The sequence below is a fragment of the Anaerococcus sp. AH8042_DFU013_CI05 genome (assembly GCF_047936775.1).
GTDB lineage: Bacteria > Bacillota > Clostridia > Tissierellales > Peptoniphilaceae > Anaerococcus.
Genome location: NZ_CP175954.1, coordinates 370,550 through 391,883, shown reverse-complemented (window position 1 = coordinate 391,883; position 21,334 = coordinate 370,550). Strand labels below are relative to the sequence as shown.

At 30.5% G+C, this 21,334-nt stretch carries 20 protein-coding genes; 5 read left to right on the top strand and 15 right to left on the bottom strand.

Going from position 1 to position 21,334, the window contains the following annotated elements; all coding sequences use genetic code 11:
- The first annotated feature begins 2 nt into the window (after positions 1 to 2).
- Both ACKRLN_RS02155 and ACKRLN_RS02150 read left to right on the top strand, forming a co-directional pair.
- Positions 3 to 902, top strand: a complete 900-nt coding sequence (locus ACKRLN_RS02155; protein WP_416335120.1) for a DUF4300 family protein — start codon at positions 3 to 5, stop codon at positions 900 to 902.
- Positions 903 to 938: 36 nt separating this feature from the next.
- Positions 939 to 2,350, top strand: a protein-coding gene (locus ACKRLN_RS02150; RefSeq protein WP_416334739.1) for an IS3 family transposase whose coding sequence is annotated in 2 segments (ribosomal slippage) — positions 939 to 1,445 and positions 1,448 to 2,350 — 1,410 coding nt in all. Because the reading frame shifts where the segments join, the coding sequence is not laid out codon by codon here.
- A 112-nt stretch (positions 2,351 to 2,462) separates the two neighbouring features.
- On the opposite strand, the gene ACKRLN_RS02145 is transcribed toward ACKRLN_RS02150, so the two are convergent.
- Positions 2,463 to 3,653 (bottom strand): carboxylate--amine ligase, encoded by a 1,191-nt coding sequence (locus ACKRLN_RS02145; protein ID WP_416335119.1) that lies wholly within the window; start codon positions 3,651 to 3,653, stop codon positions 2,463 to 2,465.
- A gap of 98 nt (positions 3,654 to 3,751) precedes the next feature.
- Here ACKRLN_RS02145 and ACKRLN_RS02140 point away from each other — a divergent pair, with 98 nt between their 5' ends.
- The 3 genes from ACKRLN_RS02140 (at position 3,752) to ACKRLN_RS02130 (ending at position 6,611) form a co-directional block, all read left to right on the top strand.
- On the top strand, positions 3,752 to 4,444 hold the full coding sequence (locus ACKRLN_RS02140; protein ID WP_416335118.1) for an aspartate/glutamate racemase family protein: 693 nt from the start codon (positions 3,752 to 3,754) through the stop codon (positions 4,442 to 4,444).
- Between the two features lie 82 nt (positions 4,445 to 4,526).
- Positions 4,527 to 6,356, top strand: coding sequence for an acyltransferase family protein (locus ACKRLN_RS02135; RefSeq protein WP_416335117.1), 1,830 nt, complete (start codon positions 4,527 to 4,529; stop codon positions 6,354 to 6,356).
- Between the two features lie 30 nt (positions 6,357 to 6,386).
- Positions 6,387 to 6,611 (top strand): hypothetical protein, encoded by a 225-nt coding sequence (locus tag ACKRLN_RS02130; protein WP_416335116.1) that lies wholly within the window; start codon positions 6,387 to 6,389, stop codon positions 6,609 to 6,611.
- 120 nt (positions 6,612 to 6,731) lie between these two features.
- On the opposite strand, the gene ACKRLN_RS02125 is transcribed toward ACKRLN_RS02130, so the two are convergent.
- The 14 genes from ACKRLN_RS02125 to ACKRLN_RS02060 all read right to left on the bottom strand — a co-directional run bounded on the left by ACKRLN_RS02125 (position 6,732) and on the right by ACKRLN_RS02060 (position 21,322).
- Positions 6,732 to 8,143 (bottom strand): IS3 family transposase gene (locus ACKRLN_RS02125; RefSeq protein WP_416335115.1). Its coding sequence is split into 2 segments (ribosomal slippage): positions 6,732 to 7,634 and positions 7,637 to 8,143, totalling 1,410 coding nucleotides; the frame shifts between segments, so codons are not numbered across the junction.
- A gap of 77 nt (positions 8,144 to 8,220) precedes the next feature.
- Entirely contained in the window at positions 8,221 to 9,510 is a 1,290-nt protein-coding gene (gene serS, locus ACKRLN_RS02120) for a serine--tRNA ligase (protein ID WP_416335114.1), read from the bottom strand.
- A gap of 235 nt (positions 9,511 to 9,745) precedes the next feature.
- Complete coding sequence (gene brnQ / locus ACKRLN_RS02115; protein ID WP_416335113.1) at positions 9,746 to 11,038, bottom strand: branched-chain amino acid transport system II carrier protein; 1,293 nt, start codon at positions 11,036 to 11,038, stop codon at positions 9,746 to 9,748.
- A gap of 59 nt (positions 11,039 to 11,097) precedes the next feature.
- Entirely contained in the window at positions 11,098 to 11,583 is a 486-nt protein-coding gene (locus ACKRLN_RS02110) for a DUF1003 domain-containing protein (protein WP_203127762.1), read from the bottom strand.
- Positions 11,584 to 11,658: 75 nt separating this feature from the next.
- The gene (locus ACKRLN_RS02105) at positions 11,659 to 12,318 is read right to left on the bottom strand and encodes an NAD(P)H-hydrate epimerase (protein WP_416335112.1); all 660 of its coding nucleotides are present in this window, start codon (positions 12,316 to 12,318) and stop codon (positions 11,659 to 11,661) included.
- 7 nt (positions 12,319 to 12,325) lie between these two features.
- On the bottom strand, positions 12,326 to 13,294 hold the full coding sequence (locus ACKRLN_RS02100) for an ATP-binding protein (protein WP_416335111.1): 969 nt from the start codon (positions 13,292 to 13,294) through the stop codon (positions 12,326 to 12,328).
- 1 nt (position 13,295) lies between these two features.
- Complete coding sequence (locus ACKRLN_RS02095) at positions 13,296 to 14,015, bottom strand: DnaD domain-containing protein (protein WP_416335110.1); 720 nt, start codon at positions 14,013 to 14,015, stop codon at positions 13,296 to 13,298.
- Positions 14,005 to 14,577 (bottom strand): GNAT family N-acetyltransferase, encoded by a 573-nt coding sequence (locus ACKRLN_RS02090; protein WP_416335109.1) that lies wholly within the window; start codon positions 14,575 to 14,577, stop codon positions 14,005 to 14,007. The genes ACKRLN_RS02095 and ACKRLN_RS02090 overlap by 11 nt, the downstream gene beginning before the upstream one ends.
- A complete protein-coding gene (gene dnaB, locus ACKRLN_RS02085) occupies positions 14,570 to 15,901 on the bottom strand; it encodes a replicative DNA helicase (protein WP_416335108.1) in 1,332 nt (443 codons plus the stop codon). Before dnaB ends, ACKRLN_RS02090 begins: the two co-directional genes overlap by 8 nt.
- Positions 15,901 to 16,350, bottom strand: a complete 450-nt coding sequence (gene rplI, locus ACKRLN_RS02080; RefSeq protein WP_203127749.1) for a 50S ribosomal protein L9 — start codon at positions 16,348 to 16,350, stop codon at positions 15,901 to 15,903. Before rplI ends, dnaB begins: the two co-directional genes overlap by 1 nt.
- Positions 16,328 to 18,334 carry a DHH family phosphoesterase gene (locus tag ACKRLN_RS02075; RefSeq protein ID WP_203127747.1) on the bottom strand — a complete coding sequence of 669 codons (2,007 nt, stop codon included), beginning with the start codon at positions 18,332 to 18,334 and terminating at the stop codon, positions 16,328 to 16,330. Before ACKRLN_RS02075 ends, rplI begins: the two co-directional genes overlap by 23 nt.
- Positions 18,324 to 19,229, bottom strand: a complete 906-nt coding sequence (locus ACKRLN_RS02070) for a hypothetical protein (protein ID WP_416335107.1) — start codon at positions 19,227 to 19,229, stop codon at positions 18,324 to 18,326. The genes ACKRLN_RS02075 and ACKRLN_RS02070 overlap by 11 nt, the downstream gene beginning before the upstream one ends.
- 294 nt (positions 19,230 to 19,523) lie before the next feature.
- Positions 19,524 to 20,270 carry an ABC transporter ATP-binding protein gene (locus ACKRLN_RS02065; protein ID WP_296142533.1) on the bottom strand — a complete coding sequence of 249 codons (747 nt, stop codon included), beginning with the start codon at positions 20,268 to 20,270 and terminating at the stop codon, positions 19,524 to 19,526.
- The gene (locus ACKRLN_RS02060) at positions 20,267 to 21,322 is read right to left on the bottom strand and encodes an ABC transporter permease (protein WP_416335106.1); all 1,056 of its coding nucleotides are present in this window, start codon (positions 21,320 to 21,322) and stop codon (positions 20,267 to 20,269) included. The genes ACKRLN_RS02065 and ACKRLN_RS02060 overlap by 4 nt, the downstream gene beginning before the upstream one ends.
- Between the last annotated feature and the right edge of the window lie 12 nt (positions 21,323 to 21,334).

Sequence of the window (21,334 nt, the reverse complement as noted above, 5' to 3'; positions counted from 1 at the left end):
AAATGAGAAAAATTTTTGCTATAGTACTAATGCTTTTAAGCTTAAACAGCTGTACAAATAAAAATGAGATTATAATACCCGAAAATGATGAAAAAATCTTAGTTTATAATAACCTTGCTAGTAAAAAATCCAAAGATGATTTAAAAGGTATTATGAATAATACTGACTTGAATAAAAATAATATTGATAGATTTTTTAAGCAAGTTGATTTTTTTAATAAACAGGTTGATAAAAATTTGCTTGTAGAAAAAGATTACGAAAAATCTGACAGAATTATGGATTATGATTTTTATGCTATCCAAGATCAACTTTTTAAAAAACATCCAGAATTTACCGGTACCAATTGTAGGATAACAACTTTTGGCTTAATTTCTGATAAAATAAAAATTGCTAACACAAAAAATCCAAATTTATCAGTAGTGGAAGTTGACAATACAAGCTTTAATAATGATTTAGTTGCAACTTTAAACAAAGATGAAATTGAAAAATTTAACAAATTTTACTCAGCAATTCCAACCGAAAATAAAAACGATAAGAATTTTCAAATCAAGAAAATAAAAGATTTTTGGAAAGAAAATGATATCACTTTTCCAAACAGCAAAGATTATAGTGTAATATCAGTATTTGTATTCTCAAACATTGATGAAACTATAAATGAGCTTTTTATAGGTCACACTGGATTATTATTTAATCTAAATGATGGCAGATTTATGCTAGTAGAGAAGTTAGCCTTTACTGCTCCCTACCAAGCTATAATTTTTAAAAACAAAAATGATTTATATGATTATCTAATGAAGCTTTACGATACTTCAAATGAAGAGTATCCTATAAAGCCTATTATTTTTGAAGATGATAAAGTTTTAGATAAAAAAAATTCCCCTAATATTGAACTGACCCCTTAAAGTTGGACCTAATCAACTTAAGGAGGTCAGTTTTTTATGGCAAAATATAGAACAGAATTCAAATATAAACTAGTTAAAAGATATTTAGAAGGTGACGAAAGTTATGAATCTTTAGCTAAATCATTCAATATTCCTGATAAATATCAACTAAGAGTATGGGTGAACGCATATCAAACACTAGGTTATGAAGGATTAAAAAGATCTAGAAATAAGAAGGATTACTCTACAGAATATAAATTAAAAGTAGTAAAGTTGTATTTAACAAGTGAAATGTCCTATCTAGACCTAGCCAATAATTTAAATATATCAAATCCATCTATGATATGTACATGGATTGGCAAATATAGAAAATATGGAATTAAGGGACTGGAAGCTAAAAAACGAGGAAGGCCTTCAAGTATGACTAAAGAAGATAAAAAAGTTAGTAAATCAACAGATAAACAATATACTCAAGAAGAAAAAGATAGAATCAAAGAACTTGAAGATCAAGTATATTGGCTACAAATGGAAGTAGATTTCTTAAAAAAAAAGAGGGAATTCAGACAAAGGGACAAACTCAAAAAGAAGAAATAGCTAGGATAATACACGAACTTAGAGAAACATACAAATTGAAAGATTTACTAAATAAATTAAACTTTCCAAAATCAACATATATGTATTGGCAAAAAAGATTCGGTAGAACTAACAAAGATGCTGATTTAGAAGAAAAAATATTAAATATTAGAGCTAATCATAAAAACTATGGATATCGTAGAATATATGGACATTTAAGAAATCAAGGAATACTAATAAACAAAAAGAAAGTACAAAGATTAGTCCAAAAACTAAAACTACAAGTTACAAGCTTTGGAAGAAAATCTAAGTATTCATCATACAAAGGGCATATAGGAAAGTTATCAGACAACCTAATAAATCGTAATTTTAAATCAGAACTAGCTCATCAAAAGATAACAACAGATACATCAGAATTTAAATATTACGCCACTGATGATAAAGGTAATACTAGAATAGGTAAACTGTACTTAAATGCATTTCTAGATATGTATAATAGTGAGATAATATCATATTCCATAAGTAAAAGGCCAACAATAAAAGCAATCTTAACCCCACTAGAAGAAGCCATCAATATAACAAGTGACTGCAAAGAAAGAAGAATAATTCATTCAGATCAAGGATGGGGATATCAGATAAATCAGTACACAAAAAGACTTAAAGAATATGGAATAACTCAAAGTATGTCAAGGAAAGGTAATTGCTTAGATAATGCTCCAATGGAAAACTTCTTTGGAATACTAAAACAAGAAATGTATTATGGTCAAACTTACAAATCCTATGAACAACTAAAACAATCCATAGAAATGTATATCGAATACTATAATGAAGAAAGAATAAAAGAGAAATTAGGATACTTATCACCGGTAGAATATAGAAGAAGGAATGCTGCTTGAAAAATAGACTTTCCCCTAGGGGAAAGTACAAACAAAAACATCAGACACAGATATAAATCTATGCCTGATGTTAAGTCCAACTTTTTGGGGTCACCTTAATATAGGGGAATTTTTATATTTCTCTAACGGCAAAAGTTTCTTTGCTTAGCTTATCCAAGTATTTTTTCATTTTTAGTCTTCTTTTGAAATTTAAATCTTTTTTATAAACAAGTGGGTTTGCTGAGTTTGTTTTTCTATCATCATCTTCAAAGTCTTCTCTAAATTCAGGGTCTAGATTATCGATTGTTTGACCTAAATCTAGATTATAGTATCTAAACTTCTTATCTCCTATTATCTCTGCTTGTTTATCAAAAATTAAATCTTCAATAGCAAGTTTTGAAGTATTTACTCCATTTAGACTTGCAAAATAATGGCTGCGGCCTTGGCGAAGATTTATTTCAAAGGCATAAAATTTGCCAGTTTTGGTATCTTTTTTAAAATCAATGTTAAATAAACCAAAAACGCCTAAGGTTTCTACAATTTTTCTAGCATAGTCAAATAAGATTTTTTCATCAGAGTCAATTTTTGCAACAAAATTTCCAATCCATTCTACTCTTTTATCAAGTAAAATATTTCTTGAAATTGCCATAGAAATAGTGGATTTTGATCTATATCCTTCGATAGTGTATTCAGTTCCATCTCCACCAGCTACAAATTCTTGAACTAATACATTGTAATTGTAGCCATTGTTAAAAATATTTGCCAAAATTTCCTGAGTTTGTTTAATTGATTTTGAATGATATCCCTTTTGCCAACCTTCAAAATCTAATGTTTTATAAAATACATCATTGTCTGGCTTGATAAATACTTCTTCTGGAAAATCCAAGTTCATATAGTTTTTATTATTTGCTATAAAAGTTTTTGGTGCAAGATCTAAGTCACTTATCTTATCATAAAAATCATTTTTTGTTGAAAGTCCTCTGATAACTTCAATATCCGCATAAGGCATAAGTGGTTTAAAGTTTAAATTTTCTATATTTTTAAGGGCAAATGTTCTCATAACATCATCCGGAGCAAAAATTATAAAGTTTTCGTAATCACTTTTGTAATCTTTGTAAATATCATCCAAAACTTCTTTAAAAACTTCTGGATCTTTTGAAAAATTTGTTTTTTTATAAAATTTGATGATTTTAGAATCCACACATGGCAATAAAATCGTAGATGTTGCTACAACTGGATTTATGTCATAGGCTTCGTGGATTTCTCTTGCTATAGAATATGTATTTAGGTCTGAGCCTAGGATAATTGGTAAAAATTTGTTCATTCTGTCTCTCCTATTTTGCTTAAAAGGCTTGTCAATAGTGATATCTATTATATAATCGTATAATATAAAAAGCAAATCCTAGAATTAAGGAGAACTTTATGAAAAAATTAGGAATCTTAGGTGGAATGGGTCCACTTTGTACTGCAAACTTTTATCAAAAAATAGTACAAAATACCAAAGCAGACAAGGATCAAGGCCATATACCTACTATAATAATTTCAGATCCTCAAATACCAGATAGAACAGCAGCGATTTTAACTGGCAAAGATGAAGAAATTTTACTTAAAAAATTTAAGGAAGACTTAGAAAACTTAGAAAATCAAGGCGTAGATAATATTGCAATTCCTTGTAATACCATGCATTATTATTACGACACTTTTAAAAAGTACACAAAAGTCAACATTATAAATATGGTAAAAGAAACGCTTTTGTATTGCAAAAAAAATAATGATATAAACATTGCGGTTTTGGGAACAAAAGCAACAATGTCTTGTGGGATTTATGAAAAATATGCTGGAGATATTGGCATAAATATTATCCCAATGAATGATAAAATCAAAGATTTTACCATGGATACAATTTATAAAATAAAAGAAACAAACGAAACTAATCATCCAGAGTTTTTGGATATGATAAAACACTTGAAAAATACAGGTGTAGATGCAATAATACTTGCTTGCACAGAGCTTTCACTAATCGATAATATAACTTCATATGATTTTGTCATAGATGCTATGGACATCTTAACCTATGAATCTATAAAAAAATCCGATTTCGAATTAAAACTTTAACTAAGATTTACAAAGTTCATAATGTCTTTATAAATTTTTAATATTAGCTCTGTTATAATTAATCTGTTAACGAGGTGGCATTATGACTAGAAGAATAAAATCAAATAAAAAATATAATTACCTCACCATTCTTAGGGCAATCGCTTTTTTTGGAGTTTCTCTATTTCATACCTACTCGCACTTTGTGCCAGGTGGATACTTAGCTGTAATTATATTTTTAGTTTTATCAGGATTTTTAACAGTTAAGACAGCTGATTTTAAAAATCAAGAATTAAAAACAAAATTAAAGACAAAATTTATAAATATACTCTCACCAGTTTATTTGATTATGGCAATCTCCCTCATATTTTCATTTATTTTTGCAAGAACCATATTTGATGATAGCATCAAGTCTGCTATACCAGTTGCATTAAATATTGAAAATATTAGGCGAATCTTAGCTGGCGATGACTATTTTAACCAACTTGGCAATTTCAATATGTTTTTGCATATGTGGTATGTTTCCCTCTATATGCAATTTATTGCAATATTTTTTACAATTGATCAATTTTTAAGAAATCCTAAAAAGGATAATAAAAGAATCCTTGTATATGGTTCTTTGACTCTCATAAGTTTTATATCAATGTTTATATTTGCAAAATCAAATGCTGATATTACGAGGATTTATTACGCTATAGATACAAGATTCTCTGCTTTTAGTCTTGGTGCTCTTGCATATTTAATTAATAAAAAAATTGATAAAACTAAGCTTAAACTTGAAATAAATCCTAAAATTGCAATTATAATCCTAGGGCTTCTAGTGATTGTTCCTTTTTTTGTAGTAGATGGAAAAGATATTAAAGCATATCGAGGATTTTTTGTTATTTATACAATAGCAGTTGCCCTTTTAGTAACTTTTTTATATAATTTTGAAAATTTATCATCGAGCAATAAGCAAAATAGACATGGTTTTATATATAAATTTTTATTATACATTGGCGAAAGATCTTTCTACTTGTACCTGTGGCAATATATAGTGCAAATTTTTGTAGTATATTTTTCTCCAGGACTCATGGATAATATTTTACTTAATCTGTTAATCCAATTCTTTATAATAATAATTTTAAGTGAATTTACTTACCATTTATTAAAAACAAAGAGTTTTAAAAAATATATCTTGAGTGGATCTCTACTTGTTTTTGTAATTTTATCCATAACATCTCTTGTACTGGGTAATAGCAAAAATGATGAAATCAATAATCTACGCAATGATATAAAACAAAGTCAAGAAAAGATTGATCAAGCCAATAAGGAAATAATAGAAAAAAATAAAAATCGAAAAGGAAAAATAGAAGAAAAAAATATTCCTAAGACAAAGAAATTAGAGGATAACTTTAAAGAAAAAGCCTACGATGACTTTGATTTTAGCGAAAAGGAATTAGAATTTTTAAAAAATCTCAATATCACAGCTGTTGGTGACTCTGTTATAATTAATGCAGACTCATATATCAGAAAATTTATTCCAAACTTTTATCTTGATGGTAAAGTTGGTAGAGATATGGTTTCAGGTCCTGATATCCTATCTCAAATTAAAAATAACTACGGCCTAGCTGATATTATTTTAATCTCACTTGGTTCGAATGGCTCAGCTAATGAAGCAGATTTAGAAAAAATTATGCAGATTGCAGATGGCCGTGATGTATATTTTATAAATACTTCCCACACCCAATCATATATGGAATATGTAAATAAAAATCTAGCAAGTTTTACAGAAAAAAATGATAAGGCCCATCTAGTAGACTGGAGAGAATTTGTAAAAGACAGACCAGACCTATTAGCACCAGATAGGACACATCCAAATGTAGAGGGATCAGATGATTTTGCAAAACTAATTATGAGAAAGATTTTGAATGTAAATAAAGTCGTAAATTAATATGGGTATCATAAGTAAAAGGAGTTGCTTATGAAAAATAGTAAAATTTGCCCGAAGTGCAATTCAGATGAAATAATAATAGTCCCTGGAAAGAGGATACCTGCTGAAAATGGTAGAAATATCATGATAGGAAGTTCTGTTTTTTCCTCAGCTTTATTTGATAGATATATTTGCTCTGATTGTGGTTACTCTGAAGAATATTTTGATGAAAATGAGATTAAAAAATTAAAAGATAAATTTGGAACTAATAATTAGAATAAAAAATCCAAGCAATTAATAAGGTGACCCCAAAAAGTTGGACTTAACATCAGGCATAGATTTATATCTGTGTCTGATGTTTTTGTTTGTACTTTCCCCTAGGGGAAAATCTATTTTTTAAGCAGCATTCCTTCTTCTATATTCTACCGGTGATAAGTATCCTAATTTCTCTTTTATTCTTTCTTCATTATAGTATTCGATATACATTTCTATGGATTGTTTTAGTTGTTCATAGGATTTGTAAGTTTGACCATAATACATTTCTTGTTTTAGTATTCCAAAGAAGTTTTCCATTGGAGCATTATCTAAGCAATTACCTTTCCTTGACATACTTTGAGTTATTCCATATTCTTTAAGTCTTTTTGTGTACTGATTTATCTGGTATCCCCATCCTTGATCTGAATGAATTATTCTTCTTTCTTTGCAGTCACTTGTTATGTTGATGGCTTCTTCTAGTGGGGTTAAGATTGCTTTTATTGTTGGCCTTTTACTTATGGAATATGATATTATCTCACTATTATACATATCTAGAAATGCATTTAAGTACAGTTTACCTATTCTAGTATTACCTTTATCATCAGTGGCGTAATATTTAAATTCTGATGTATCTGTTGTTATCTTTTGATGAGCTAGGTCTGATTTAAAATTACGATTTATTAGGTTGTCTGATAACTTTCCTATATGCCCTTTGTATGATGAATACTTAGATTTTCTTCCAAAGCTTGTAACTTGTAGTTTTAGTTTTTGGACTAATCTTTGTACTTTCTTTTTGTTTATTAGTATTCCTTGATTTCTTAAATGTCCATATATTCTACGATATCCATAGTTTTTATGATTAGCTCTAATATTTAATATTTTTTCTTCTAAATCAGCATCTTTGTTAGTTCTACCGAATCTTTTTTGCCAATACATATATGTTGATTTTGGAAAGTTTAATTTATTTAGTAAATCTTTCAATTTGTATGTTTCTCTAAGTTCGTGTATTATCCTAGCTATTTCTTCTTTTTGAGTTTGTCCCTTTGTCTGAATTCCCTCTTTTTTTTTAAGAAATCTACTTCCATTTGTAGCCAATATACTTGATCTTCAAGTTCTTTGATTCTATCTTTTTCTTCTTGAGTATATTGTTTATCTGTTGATTTACTAACTTTTTTATCTTCTTTAGTCATACTTGAAGGCCTTCCTCGTTTTTTAGCTTCCAGTCCCTTAATTCCATATTTTCTATATTTGCCAATCCATGTACATATCATAGATGGATTTGATATATTTAAATTATTGGCTAGGTCTAGATAGGACATTTCACTTGTTAAATACAACTTTACTACTTTTAATTTATATTCTGTAGAGTAATCCTTCTTATTTCTAGATCTTTTTAATCCTTCATAACCTAGTGTTTGATATGCGTTCACCCATACTCTTAGTTGATATTTATCAGGAATATTGAATGATTTAGCTAAAGATTCATAACTTTCGTCACCTTCTAAATATCTTTTAACTAGTTTATATTTGAATTCTGTTCTATATTTTGCCATAAAAAACTGACCTCCTTAAGTTGATTAGGTCCAACTTTAAGGGGTCAGTTCATTAAGCTTGGATTTTTTTATTTTATTTATTTTTCAACTGGCTCGATTTTTTCTTTACCACCCATATACATTCTAAGTGGTTCTGGGATTTTTACGCTGCCGTCAGCTTGAAGTAGATTTTCTAAAAATGCTATAAGCATTCTTGGTGGAGCTACAACTGTGTTATTTAATGTATGGGCAAAGTAAGTGCCGTCTTCTCCACGTAATTTAATACCAAGTCTTCTTGCTTGAGCATCTCCTAGGTTTGAGCAAGATCCTACTTCAAAGTATTTTTGTTGGCGTGGGCTCCATGCCTCAACATCTACTGATTTTACTTTTAAATCTGCTAGGTCTCCTGAACAACATTCTAGTGTTCTTACTGGTATTTCCAAGCTTCTAAAGAAGTCTACAGTATTATGCCACAATTCATCATAAAATTTCATAGAATCTTCTGGTTTACAAATTATAACCATTTCTTGTTTTTCAAATTGGTGGATACGATATACTCCACGTTCTTCGATGCCGTGAGCTCCTACTTCTTTTCTAAAACATGGAGAGTAGGATGTCATTTTAAGCGGCATTTTTTCTTCATCATTGATTGTATTTATAAATTTACCAATCATTGAGTGTTCAGATGTACCGATTAGATATAGGTCTTCTCCCTCGATTTTATACATCATATTTTCCATTTCTTCAAAGCTCATAACACCTGTTACAACTTCGCTTCTAATCATAAATGGAGGTATATAATATGTGTAGCCACGGTCAATCATAAAATCTCTAGCATATGAAAGAATACCTGATTGTAGTCTTGCTATATCTCCTTTTAGATAGTAAAAACCAGAACCGGAAGTTTCACGAGCAGCATCTAATTCTATACCATCAAAACTTTCCATAATATCAACATGGTATGGTACTTCAAAATCTGGTACTACTGGATCGCCGTATCTATCATTTTCCACATTTTCGCTATCGTCTTTACCAATAGGTACAGATTCGTCGATAATTTGTGGAATTTTTTGCATTCTAGTTTTGATTTCTTCTTCAAAATTTCTAGTTTCTTCTTCTATGTGAGTCAATCTGTCGTTGATTTCTCCTACATGAGCCTTAGCTTTTTCTGCTTCATCTTTTTTGCCTTGGCCCATAAGAGCACCGATCTCTTTTGAAACTTTATTTCTTTCTGCTCTTAGATTATCTCCCTCAGTTTTTACAGCTCTGCCCTTTTCGTCAAGCTCTAAAACTTCATCAACAAGGTGTAATTTTTCATCTTGAAATTTCTTTTTGATATTTTCTTTTACTAGGTCAGGGTTTTCTCTAACTAATCTTATATCTAACATTTTTTCTCCTTTTTTGCATAAAAATAGACCATCATCCTACATGGGACGAAGGTCTCGTGGTGCCACCCAATTTTTATGTATAATTACATACTTAAATTTAAAAAGCTAAAGGTAGATTCACTATTAACCACCAAAGATTTTCACCAACCATCTTCTCTCTAAAGGCTTTATAATAGTTACTAAGTCTTATCATCGCTCATATTAACTTAAGTATAGTATATACCAAAAGTTTATTTTATTCAATTATTTTCTGCTTTTTTGAAATTAATAGTCCAATTATTAAAGAAATCCCAAAAACAAAAACAAAGGCGAATCCTGATGATCCTAGCGGCAATTTGTTTATACCATTTACATAAAAATTATTATTAAATCCAAGGGCACTAAGGGCATCTGCAAAACTTACAAGAGCCACAGCTCCTATTGATATTTTGTAAGCTAAAGGACTAATATTTCCCCTATCTATTAAATTTAAAATATAAAGACTAATTACAATTGGATAGATAAATAACAAAATCGGGATAGATATTTCCATAATTTTGTCTACTCCCAATATCGATAATACAAAAGAAATAATCACTCCAATCCTTACAAAAAATTTGTATGATAGCTTTTTAAAATTGTTTGCAAAAATAGATGCAAACGCTGATACGAGTCCTATGGCTGTAGATAGACATGCGAAGCCTACTACTAAACTTAGGATAATTTGTACATTTCGCCCTAAAAGATTTTCTGATATAGTTATTAAAAGGCTTGTTCTATTTAAATCTGGATCAGCAAAGGCAATTGATTTTGCACCTACATAAGTAAGACCAGTATAAACTACTACTAAACCAAAAACAGCAATTAATCCTGAATAAATAGTTGCCCTGATCAAGTCATTTTTTTCACTGATTCCTTTATTTCTAAAATCTTCTAAAATCATACCAGTAAGAAATATCGGCCCTAGTGAATCCATAGTTTGATATCCTTCTATAAATCCTGCGGAAAATTTGTTGCCAGCTGTTGAATTCAAAACTATATTAGGATACATAATTCCCCTTACAATTAAAATAGCTAATATGAAAAGAAGAGTTGGTGTCAAATATTTGCCTACCCTATCAATTACCTTTGATCCATTTATAGTTAAAATATATACTAGAGCAAAAAATATAAATGAAAATAATATTTTATTTATATTTGGATAAAAAGGACTAAGGACAACTTCAAAAGTTGTTGCACCAGTTCTAGGGATTGAGAGCAAGGGCCCCACAAGTGTTATGCATATTAAACTTAGGATATTTCCAAAATTTTTACTAATCTTGCTTCCAAAATCATTTAAATTTGCTGACCTAAAGCTTAATGCTAATATTCCCAAAAGTATTAGAATAGAATCGGAAAGATTAAAACCAAGGGATGCTAAAAACCAATCTTTACCCGAATTTATGCCTAAAAATGGAGGAAAAATCAAATTGCCCGCACCAAAAAATATAGCAAAAAGGGCAAATCCTGAAATAATTATTTGTTTTGTATCTAAATTTTTTTGCTTCATTGCTTTTACCTGCTTAAGTGTTTTACTTTATATTATACAAGTAAAATTAAAATTAAAAACTATTTTATCTCATTATTTTGATCTAATTTCTCCTCTATCTCATTTAGGTGTTTGTGTATATCACGGATGATGATTTCTGTCTTAAGATTTACTATATAATCATCTTCTGCCCTTTGTCTGTCCTTTTCCTCTTGACGATTTTGACTCATCATTATTAGTGGAGCTTGGATGGCAGCTACACATGATAAAACTAGATTTAAAAGTATGAATGGATATGGATCAAAAGCCTTATCTTTCATTTTTATATTTATAAACATCCATAGAATAAGACAGGCCACAAAAATAATGATAAAAGTCCAAGATCCAGCAAACTTTGCTATTCTATCTGCAGCTTTATCTCCAAATGAATAATTATCTTCTTTATTTCTTTTTTGCTTTGATAGGCTATCTTTGATTAGCATTACTATTTGTTCATCATCTAAGCCAAGATCATTATCTAGAATATTTCTAAGAATTTCAGCCTCATTTTCTTTATGATTTTCCATAATTTTCTCCTAAGAATTTTTTCTATTATATTTTATTCTCTTTTATAAAAAAATAAAGATGGCTAAATCGCCATCTCATTTAATTACATAATCTATTGCTTTTTGAGGAATGCCAATGTCTTCGACAATGCACTTATTTTTATAAATTGACCTTTCAAATACACCTTTTTTCATCAATTGCATAGAAACTATCAAATCGCAATCGACAATTTCACCCCAGCTGTCCCCACTTGACGAATCAAGTCCTGAAGGCACATCTATTGAAATAATATATTTTAAAGATCGGTTTATAAGGGATATCACATATGCATATGTACCAGATATTGTTCGATCAAGTCCAGTGCCAAAAATCCCTTCGATGATTGTAGAAACATTGGAAAGATTTTGCTCCATAAATTCTAAGTCTGCTATTGTTTGTAAGGGATAAATGTTTTCTGTAAGATTTTTAACTGCCTCATAATTTTGCAAAAATTCAGTACTTGCTTTTTCAGTGTTTCCAACAATATAAATATCTACATAATATTGCCTAGCTAGCAAATTTCTAGCAATAGCAAGTCCATCAGCTCCATTGTTTCCAATTCCAACTACTATTGCAAAAGTTTTTCTGACTTCTAGATTAATATTTTTTATTACCGCAAGGGCTGCCCTTTCTACCAGAGCAAGAGCTGGAACTTTTAACTCATCTATAGCATACTTATCAATTTCTATCATCTGGCCTTTGTCAACAACTAGCATTTTTACCTCAAAATTTTCTTGTTTTAAGTCTCAAATCTTCACCAAATATTTCAAAAACTTCACTATTTCCAATAATTCTAGAAAAAATCCTATCCCCATAAGTATCTGACAAACTTGTTTCATCAAAGTTAGTAGAAAAAATAATTGGCTTTCCAGCAATCATTCTATTATTAACTACTTCAAATAAATTTGCAGAATCATTTTTACTGGATGGTTCACTTCCTAAATCATCTATTATTAGTAAATCACATTCTAGGATAAAATCAAATTGATCCTGATGTTTTTCACGTACTTCTTCAAAAGCCCAATTGTAGTCATTTAAAAATTTAAAAAGCCTTGAAGAGGTCATATAAAGGACTGAATAATTGCGATCTAAAATTTCTTTGGCAATAGCATTTAGTAAGTAAGTTTTCCCGCGTCCTACATCACCAAAAATATATAAATTGTGACTGACATTATCAAAATTATTTATAAATCCATACAAAGATTTTTTTATTAGCTGAATATTTTTATAAGGTGTAATTGGATAATCTCTATAAGGATTATCAGAAAATAATGAATCATCAAAATTTCTAAAATTTTCTATGGAAATTAGATTTCTAATATTTGATTGATTGTAGTTTTCATCAATTATTAGTTGTTTGCGGCAAGAACACATTTGTGTTCCAACAAATCCTGTATCTTTGCAAATTGGATGATGATATCTTATCTCCATATAATCTTTTGAAAATCCATTTTGCTCTAAGATATTTATTTTTTGAAGTCTTAAATTTTTAAGGTCATTTTCTTTTTTTTCTGTATCAAAACCCTTAAGCCCATCTTGAATTATAGAGTAACCAAGCTCTTTTATATTTTTGTCTAAAGACTCCATACTAGGAATTTTGTGATATACTTCATTGATTCGTTTTTGCTGGTCAAGTATATTTTGCTCGCGCCTTTGAGATAGGATATTGGATACTTTATTGTTAGTTTCCATTTTAATCCTCCCCTAGCATTTTTCTAAAACGTTCTTCACGAGCTTTTTGGGCATAGTTTTTAACATCATCATTTGTAGAAGATTTTTTCCTATATTGGCGTGGAGAATTATTACGAGCAAGTTTTTGGCGTTCTTCACGCATTTTTAGATCATTTAGAGTAAAGACTCCTTGGTCACGCCAGGTTTTTATGTAACCTAGGACATATTTTACATCCATATTTCCATTGGCTTTTCCTTGACGAAAAGCTTCTGTCACTAACTCTGGATCAGAATCATAGTCTATTAAAGTTTCCTGGATACGAGTAATATCTGCTGGGGTCAAACTTCTATCTAGTATTCTTTCTATATTATCGAACATAATTGACTTTCTGCCTGCCTGATCAAAGCTAATTTCATTATCGCTTTTACTATTATCACCATAGTACATTTGCCTTAGAGATACTATTTCTATGAAATTTTCTCCCCTTGGATTTTTCTTCTCACGAAAAACTCCCATATTTATCCAAAACTCTATACACTCATTAAATTTTTCTTCTGTAAATGATAATTGTTTTTGAATTTTTTTTGTATCTACAAGTCCAGTATTGTAGGCATCTTTGTAGACTAAAAGATAAACCTTAAGCGCATCTCCATCTGCCATTTGGACATAGGTGTTTAAAAACATATTTTCAAAAGCTGTCATACCTAAATCTAGCTTTACATCTTGCATCTTAAAGTTCATAATAATCTTCCTTTGCTAAATTCATAATAAGTATCTTGGAAAAAATAATATCTCTCTTGCCCTCAAAATATCTTTCGTCAAATTTTATATTTTGGTTTTCAAAAACTTCAGTTTTTTTTCCACATTCTTTAAAACCCAATTTTTTATATAGCTTTATTGCTCTTTCATTAAATAGATTTACTTCAAGAATCATCTCTCTAAATTTTAATTCATTAAAATAATAGTCTAAAAATATGGACATGGCTTCATATCCATAACCTGCTGAAACAAAATTCGGATCAAAAACTATGCCTAGTTTTGCTTTTTTGGTAAGTGGATTATAGTTTTTTAGGCCCATAAAACCTATAAATCTATTATCATCAGTCTTTTTTACTGCAAAATATCTCTTGCGTGGTGTTGTTACAGAATTATACCAAAAATTAATTTCAAAGTCTGTTAGGCCACCGTAATTATATCCAGCTAACCTAGGATCATCAAACTCTCCCCGATCCTTAAATCCATATGCTGTTTCGCGATTTATTTTTTCTATATAAACTCTATGCTTGTCTTTCAAATTATGCATCTTCTTCCCTATAGCTTAGGTCTCTAAAGGTTGTGCATGGTTTGTTGAAAAATAAATCAAGAGTTCCCGTTGCACCATTTCTGTGTTTTGCAACTATAACTTTGGCAATATTTGGATTTTCTTCCTCATCGTAATAATCTTCACGATATAAAAGCATAACTACGTCTGCATCCTGTTCTATGGCACCTGATTCTCTAAGGTCTGATAAGATTGGTTTATGGTCTGCTCTTTTATCAGCTTCACGGGATAATTGAGCAAGGGATAAAATTGGGCAGTTTAATTCTTTGGAAAGTGATTTTAGTCCACGAGAAATAGAAGCAATTTCATTTTGTCTATTTTCTTGTCGACCATCTGCTTGCATAAGCTGTAGATAATCGATTACTACAAGATCTACCCCTACTTCAGCTTTTAGTCTTTTTAGTTTTGATCTCATTTCTGATAGGGTGATACCTGGGGTTTCATCGACATATAAATCTTTTTGTGCAATTTCTTTTGTAGCAGTAAATAATAACTCCCACTCATCATCCTTTATCCTACCATTCATGACCTGTTCTAGATCAATCATGCTTACCATAGATAAAAGTCTATAATTTAATTGGAGAGTTGACATTTCAAGAGAAAAAAATGCAACAGATTTTCCTTCTCTGGCTGCATTCCATGCCATTGTAAGGCCTAAGGCAGTTTTCCCCATAGCTGGACGAGCTGCAAGTAAAATTAATTGGGCTGGTTGAAGACCTGAAAGTTTGAGGTCGATAGTTGAAAGTCCAGTTCCAACACCTGTAATTTCTCCATCATTTAGGGATAATTCGTTGATCACTTGGACAGTTTCATCAAGGGTGTCAGCTACTTTTATCAAACCTTCGTTAAGTTTGCTTTGGGATATATCAAAAATCCTTCCCTCAGCCATGGATAAAATGGAGCTTACATCTTCATTTTGCCTGTAGCTTACCTCCATAATATCTTCACTTGCCCCTATAAGACTTCTAAGCAATGCTTTTTCTTTTACAGTTTTTGCGTATGTATCGATATTTGGAGTATAAAATGAGGAGAGGGTAATCTCAGTGATAAACTCCTCCCCTCCAACTTCTTGTAATATATTTTCATTCCTAAGCTGGGATAATAAACTTATTTCATCAACCTTAATGTCTTTTTCAAACATAGTGACGATTGATTTATATATCCTCTGTGTCCTAGAATCATAAAAGTCTACAGGTTTTATTATTTGATTTGCCTTATCGAAAGTCTCATTTTTTTTGATTATACTTCCGATAATAGCTTTTTCTGCTAAGAAGTCGTATGGAAGAGGCCTATTTGCCTCTGTCACTATTGAACCTCAGCTACAACTTCTACTTTAAGATTTGCGTTTACTTCTGGGTAAAGTCTAACATTTAGATTATATTCACCAGCTCCATCAATTTTTTCAACGTCTTCAATTCTTTTTCTATCGATTTCGATTCCTTGTTCTGCAAGTGATTCTGCAAGGTCTTTGTTTGTTACTGATCCGAATAGTTTACCATCTTCACCAACATTTACTTTTTGAGTAATTGTAAGTGCTTCGATTTTTTCTTTTAATTCTTCAGCTTCTTTTCTATTTTCTGCTTCTTCAGCTTTTAATTGTGCTTGCATTTCTTCAAGCTCAGCCATATTTTTCTTTGTTGCTTCTACAGCTAGTCCTTGTGGATTTAGGTAGTTTCTGAAGTATCCTGGTTTTACGTCTACTAAATCTCCTTTTACACCTACTCTTACAATATTATCTGTTAGTATTACTTTCATTTTCTTCTTCCTCTCTTAAATATTCATTTATTGCTTTTTTTAGCATATCTTCAGCATTTTCCATGCTCATGTCTAATTGGGTCGCAGCCGCTGTTAGGTGGCCTCCCCCGCCGATACGTTCTAGTATTAATTGTACCGATATATCGCCAAGGCTTCTACCAGAAATGTGGATTTTGTTATTAGCTTTTGTGAGTACAAAAGATGCTTTTACACCCTTTATAGTTAGCAAATCATCAGCAGCCTGACTTGCAATTAAGCTAGATCCATCTATATCTCTATTAAAATGAGCTATGGCAATCATATCATTTACTATACTCGAATCTGCTATAACTTCCGACTTATATTTTACAATTTCAAAGTCATCTTTAAACATACGTTTAATATACACAGAATCAGCTCCCCAGCGTTTTAATATACTGGCTGCTTCAAAGGTACGGACACCTGTTTGATAAACAAAATTTTTGGTATCTACAGTTATTCCTGCAAGAAGTGATTCTGCAATAGATGTCCTTGCCTTAAAGTCTTCATCCAAATAATTTAATATTTCAGTTACAAGCTCTGATGCACTTGATGCATATGGCTCGATATAAGAAATAGTTGCTTTTTTGATATAGTCATTTCCACGTCTGTGGTGGTCTATGATAAAAATTTGGTCTGTTTTTTCAATTAAACTTGGTGCCTCTGTTGAGTTTTTCCTATGGTTATCACAAACGACTACAAGTGATGAAGGCTTTATGCGGGCAAGGGCTTGGTCTTCTGTTAAAATATTACCTTCAAGCTCTTCTAGAGTACTAGTAGTACTTGCATACATATTTTCTATTTGTCTAGGCACTTCGTTAAGTACGATATAGGCATCTTTCTCTAAAAATCTTACGCCCTCATAAACCCCAAGTGATGACCCAAATGAATCCATGTCTGGATTGTTATGGCCCATGATATAAACTTCGCTAGAAGCATTTATCATTCGTCTTAAAGCACCAGATATTACTCTTGATTTTACTTTTGAAGTTTTTTCAGTAGCCTTTGACTTTCCACCAAAATATTCGTAGTTATCATCAATTTTTACTACTGCTTGGTCCCCTCCACGGGAAAGAGCAATTTCAATTGCAACTCTTGAGTCTCCATATATCTCGCTAGGATTAGCACCAGAAATACCAGCACCTATAGATAAGGTAGGATTGATAGTATTTCCAGCCTCTATTTCTCTAATATCATCCAAAATCGAAAATTTTTCATCATGGATCTGTTGGTAATCTTGATACTCCATGATCACCATATATCTGTCATTTTCATATTTTCTTACGATACCGTTGTGACCATTAAAGTACTCATTGATTATTCTATCAACAGCGCCTAGGACTTGAGGTCTATTAACTGAGTTTGTTGAACTTCTTAAATCCTCATAATTATCTAAGTAAACTGTAAAAAATACTAGCCTTTTATCCTTAAATAATTGCTTAATAGACTCATCATAGGAGTTATCGATACCATATAGAAAAGTTTCTGTTGTTTTTAATTCCTCATTAAATACTGTTGAAAAATAAAATTGCATGGACTTATCATCTATAACTATTGTTATAGGCTGGATAACATCCTTATCACTAAAGTCGGTATCTTCAAAATCGGAAATTAATTTTTTTATATCAACTCCAACTAAATCTTCACCTGGAAACAAATTTCTAAAATATCCATTATGCCATTTAATATTTGCTCCATCATTTAAAACTGCAATAGGAAAAGGCATCTCAAAAACCAAATTTTTTGTGATACTATCAAAACTTAAATGCACATCATCTACGTATCTTTGGATAGCTTTTTCATTATAATCTCTTTGATTTTGCAAAAAAAAGTAAAGAGCTCCGCAGCCTAAAATAGCTATGGCCCCAAATATTTGGTTATAATAGAAAATCCCAACTGATGTGATAACCGGAAGAATCATTGTATAAAAAATATTTTCATTAGCTTTATTTGAATTATTTTTCATCTATCCTCCTTATCTTTTTTCTAAAATCAACAAATATATCGCTTATGCCTAACAAAATAAAGATAAACATAAAAAAATAGAAAAACATTATAATAAAAAACCATCTCATACCACGAGAAATAGCTCCGGCCCTTCGCATTGTCATATAATCATAAGTTAGAATACCATTTAAAATTAAAAATATAATCACAATGGCTATAAGATTTGCACTTATATATTTTACAGGCACACTTAAAACAAAGCTTAATACAAAATAAATCACTAAGCAAATTGCAATTAGTGTGATGAAATTACTTTTACTAAGCCTAATGGTATTTAAGTTTTTGATATCCTCGCCTTTATTTTTGTAGGCTAAATAATTTCTCACTATTTTTAAGGAAAACAAACTATAAAGCATAGCAAGCCCAGACAAAATAGATGGATAAAGGGCAAATGATGTTTCATAAACCCTATCTGGGATATCATATTCCAAACTAGACGAAAAAGCTTCTTTCATTTCATTTGCCATATCAGCAATACTGATATTTTCAGTAATCATTTGATATTTATATATTCCAATAAATAACAAACTTGCTAGGGCAAAATTAATGACTATCTGGTATTTATCAGATAAATTAGATTTTATAAGTCCTATTTGGATCAGTGACAAAATTAAAATCGGGATGAAAAATAAGCAATTTTGCTTAATATCACCAAATATTAGCCCAATTAAAAACGAACTGGCAAAAACTATTAAAAATTCACCAATTCCCTTATCTAGGCCAATAGCAGAAAAAATAATTGGTATGCTAGCGAGCAATAAAAAACTATCTCCTGCTGTGATAGTTAAAATACTGACTAGGCATATGTAAAATAAAATATTTACTATCTTATTTATATTTTTACTAATGTCCATAAAATTCCTTTCACTTAATTTTAGCATAAAGGTTCAAATCGAACAATTTGATTTATATATTTTACTTCATCCTTGATAAGTATCAATTTAATAAAAACTACATTAATTTTATATTATATTTAATTAAAATAATAATGTTACCCTTATAATTGAATTTTAACTTATAACTTATGTAATTGCCCTTAAGGCATATCACCTTCATAAATTGATAAGGGAGTAATCAATGGCAAATTTACGTAAAAATATGTAAAGTAAAAAGTGCTAATCAAACTAATAATTAGCACTTTTTATTTATTAAATATCAAGCATATCTAAAAGTTCATTTCTGTATGCCATAAATTCTTTACTTGTTCTTTTTCTAGGATATTCTAAGTCTATTGGAACTATGCCCTTTATTCTACCTGGGCGAGGCTCCATAACAATAACTTTTGTAGACATATATACAGCTTCGTCTACATCATGTGTTACCATTATTGTCATATTTTTCTCTTCATTCCATAATCTTAAAATTTCATCTTGCATGTTCATTCTTGTAAATGCATCGAGGGCACCTAGTGGTTCATCTAATAATAAAACTTCTGGTTTGTTAATTAGTGTTCTAATTAGCGAAACCCTTTGAGCCATACCACCTGATAGGTTTGATGGATATGAATCTTTAAAGTCAAGTAATCCAACTTTTTCAAGCATTTGATCAATTGCTTGATCACTTACTTTCTCTTCGTTTTTTAGTTCACCAGAAAATCCAACATTTTCTCCTACTGTAAGCCATGGGAATAAGGTTGATTTTTGAAAAACCATACCCCTGCGGCTAGATGGACCTTCAATTTCCTTATTATCTAAATTTATATTTCCTGTTGTAGGGAAGATTAGACCTGCGATAAGTCTTAATATAGTAGACTTACCACATCCTGATGGTCCAACTATACTTACAAATTCCCCATCATGGATTTCAAAATTTATATCATCTAGGGCTGTAGTGATGCTGTTATTATCTGGTCTTACAAATGATTTTGATACATCTTTAAATTCTAATTTGCTCATCTTACACCCCCAACTTTCCATCTTAAGGCTCTATTACTAATATTTTTAATTACTTTATTTACTAATATAAATGTAAGAGCAAGTAAAATAATTGCTCCATACATAGCTGAGTAATCAGCCCATGAAGATTTCCATGTAATATACCAACCAAGTCCACTTTCTACTCCTAGCATTTCAGCTACGATTAGAGCATTACAAGCAGCGCTCATACCGGCAATTAATCCTTGGAAAATATTTGGTGTTGCTGACTTTATTGCAACTTTTCTAACTAATTCAGAGTTTGTTGCACCTAGAGTTTGTGCAGCTTCATAATAGGATGGATCTACGTTGTGAATACCAGTAATAGTTGCTAGAGTTGTTGAAAACCAAACTCCAAGTGCGATTATAAATACGGCTCCTTGGAAGAGATTTATTGCAATTACCATTACTACTGGTAGCCAGGTTGTAGTTGGAATAGGCCCTAGTAGTTTTAAAAATGGGTCTACCCAATAATTTACTTTTTCAAAGTATCCTGCAAGAATTCCGGATAGTATTCCTAAAAATGCTCCTATAAAGTAGCCTGTAAATAGTAATTTTAATGAGCTAAATACAGAATCTGCTAAAAAGCTTGTATCCTCTTTCATAGAATTAAATATCATATCAAGCCATGGGAAATATGGCAGAGCCAATTTTCCTGTTTTTAGGGTCATGATATCATAAATAATCAATATAATAAATACGAAAGTGTAAAAGTTAGACTTATATAAAAGTCTATCTCTTACATTTTCTTTTTTTATAGATACTAGTAGGGCAATAATATAAATTGCTAATAGTATGCCTATAAATCCCGGATAAAGATTTGTTTTTGTTACGGATACATCATAATCTGGGACAAATAGGTATTCTAGTATTGCCGCAAGTCCTGCAAGGATTGGCAGGATTAGTTTAAAGCGATCTTTTATTTTATTTCTTGGTTTTGATTCAAGTTTTATAAGCTCTTCAGCCGTAAGGGTTCTAGTTGAAGGTTTCTTTTCTATAATTTCGGCAGACGGTTTTTCATTATTTATTGCCATTTATTTCTCCTT

Excerpts from the sequence above, each read along its gene's own strand:
- ACKRLN_RS02155 (WP_416335120.1), top strand. The coding sequence starts at position 3 with ATGAGAAAAATTTTTGCTATAGTACTAATGCTTTTAAGCTTAAACAGC.
- ACKRLN_RS02145 (WP_416335119.1), bottom strand. The coding sequence starts at position 3,653 with ATGAACAAATTTTTACCAATTATCCTAGGCTCAGACCTAAATACATAT.
- ACKRLN_RS02140 (WP_416335118.1), top strand. The coding sequence starts at position 3,752 with ATGAAAAAATTAGGAATCTTAGGTGGAATGGGTCCACTTTGTACTGCA.
- ACKRLN_RS02135 (WP_416335117.1), top strand. The coding sequence starts at position 4,527 with ATGACTAGAAGAATAAAATCAAATAAAAAATATAATTACCTCACCATT.
- ACKRLN_RS02130 (WP_416335116.1), top strand. The coding sequence starts at position 6,387 with ATGAAAAATAGTAAAATTTGCCCGAAGTGCAATTCAGATGAAATAATA.
- serS (WP_416335114.1), bottom strand. The coding sequence starts at position 9,510 with ATGTTAGATATAAGATTAGTTAGAGAAAACCCTGACCTAGTAAAAGAA.
- brnQ (WP_416335113.1), bottom strand. The coding sequence starts at position 11,038 with ATGAAGCAAAAAAATTTAGATACAAAACAAATAATTATTTCAGGATTT.
- ACKRLN_RS02110 (WP_203127762.1), bottom strand. The coding sequence starts at position 11,583 with ATGGAAAATCATAAAGAAAATGAGGCTGAAATTCTTAGAAATATTCTA.
- ACKRLN_RS02105 (WP_416335112.1), bottom strand. The coding sequence starts at position 12,318 with ATGCTAGTTGTTGACAAAGGCCAGATGATAGAAATTGATAAGTATGCT.
- ACKRLN_RS02100 (WP_416335111.1), bottom strand. The coding sequence starts at position 13,294 with ATGGAAACTAACAATAAAGTATCCAATATCCTATCTCAAAGGCGCGAG.
- ACKRLN_RS02095 (WP_416335110.1), bottom strand. The coding sequence starts at position 14,015 with ATGAACTTTAAGATGCAAGATGTAAAGCTAGATTTAGGTATGACAGCT.
- ACKRLN_RS02090 (WP_416335109.1), bottom strand. The coding sequence starts at position 14,577 with ATGCATAATTTGAAAGACAAGCATAGAGTTTATATAGAAAAAATAAAT.
- rplI (WP_203127749.1), bottom strand. The coding sequence starts at position 16,350 with ATGAAAGTAATACTAACAGATAATATTGTAAGAGTAGGTGTAAAAGGA.
- ACKRLN_RS02075 (WP_203127747.1), bottom strand. The coding sequence starts at position 18,334 with ATGAAAAATAATTCAAATAAAGCTAATGAAAATATTTTTTATACAATG.
- ACKRLN_RS02070 (WP_416335107.1), bottom strand. The coding sequence starts at position 19,229 with ATGGACATTAGTAAAAATATAAATAAGATAGTAAATATTTTATTTTAC.
- ACKRLN_RS02065 (WP_296142533.1), bottom strand. The coding sequence starts at position 20,270 with ATGAGCAAATTAGAATTTAAAGATGTATCAAAATCATTTGTAAGACCA.
- ACKRLN_RS02060 (WP_416335106.1), bottom strand. The coding sequence starts at position 21,322 with ATGGCAATAAATAATGAAAAACCGTCTGCCGAAATTATAGAAAAGAAA.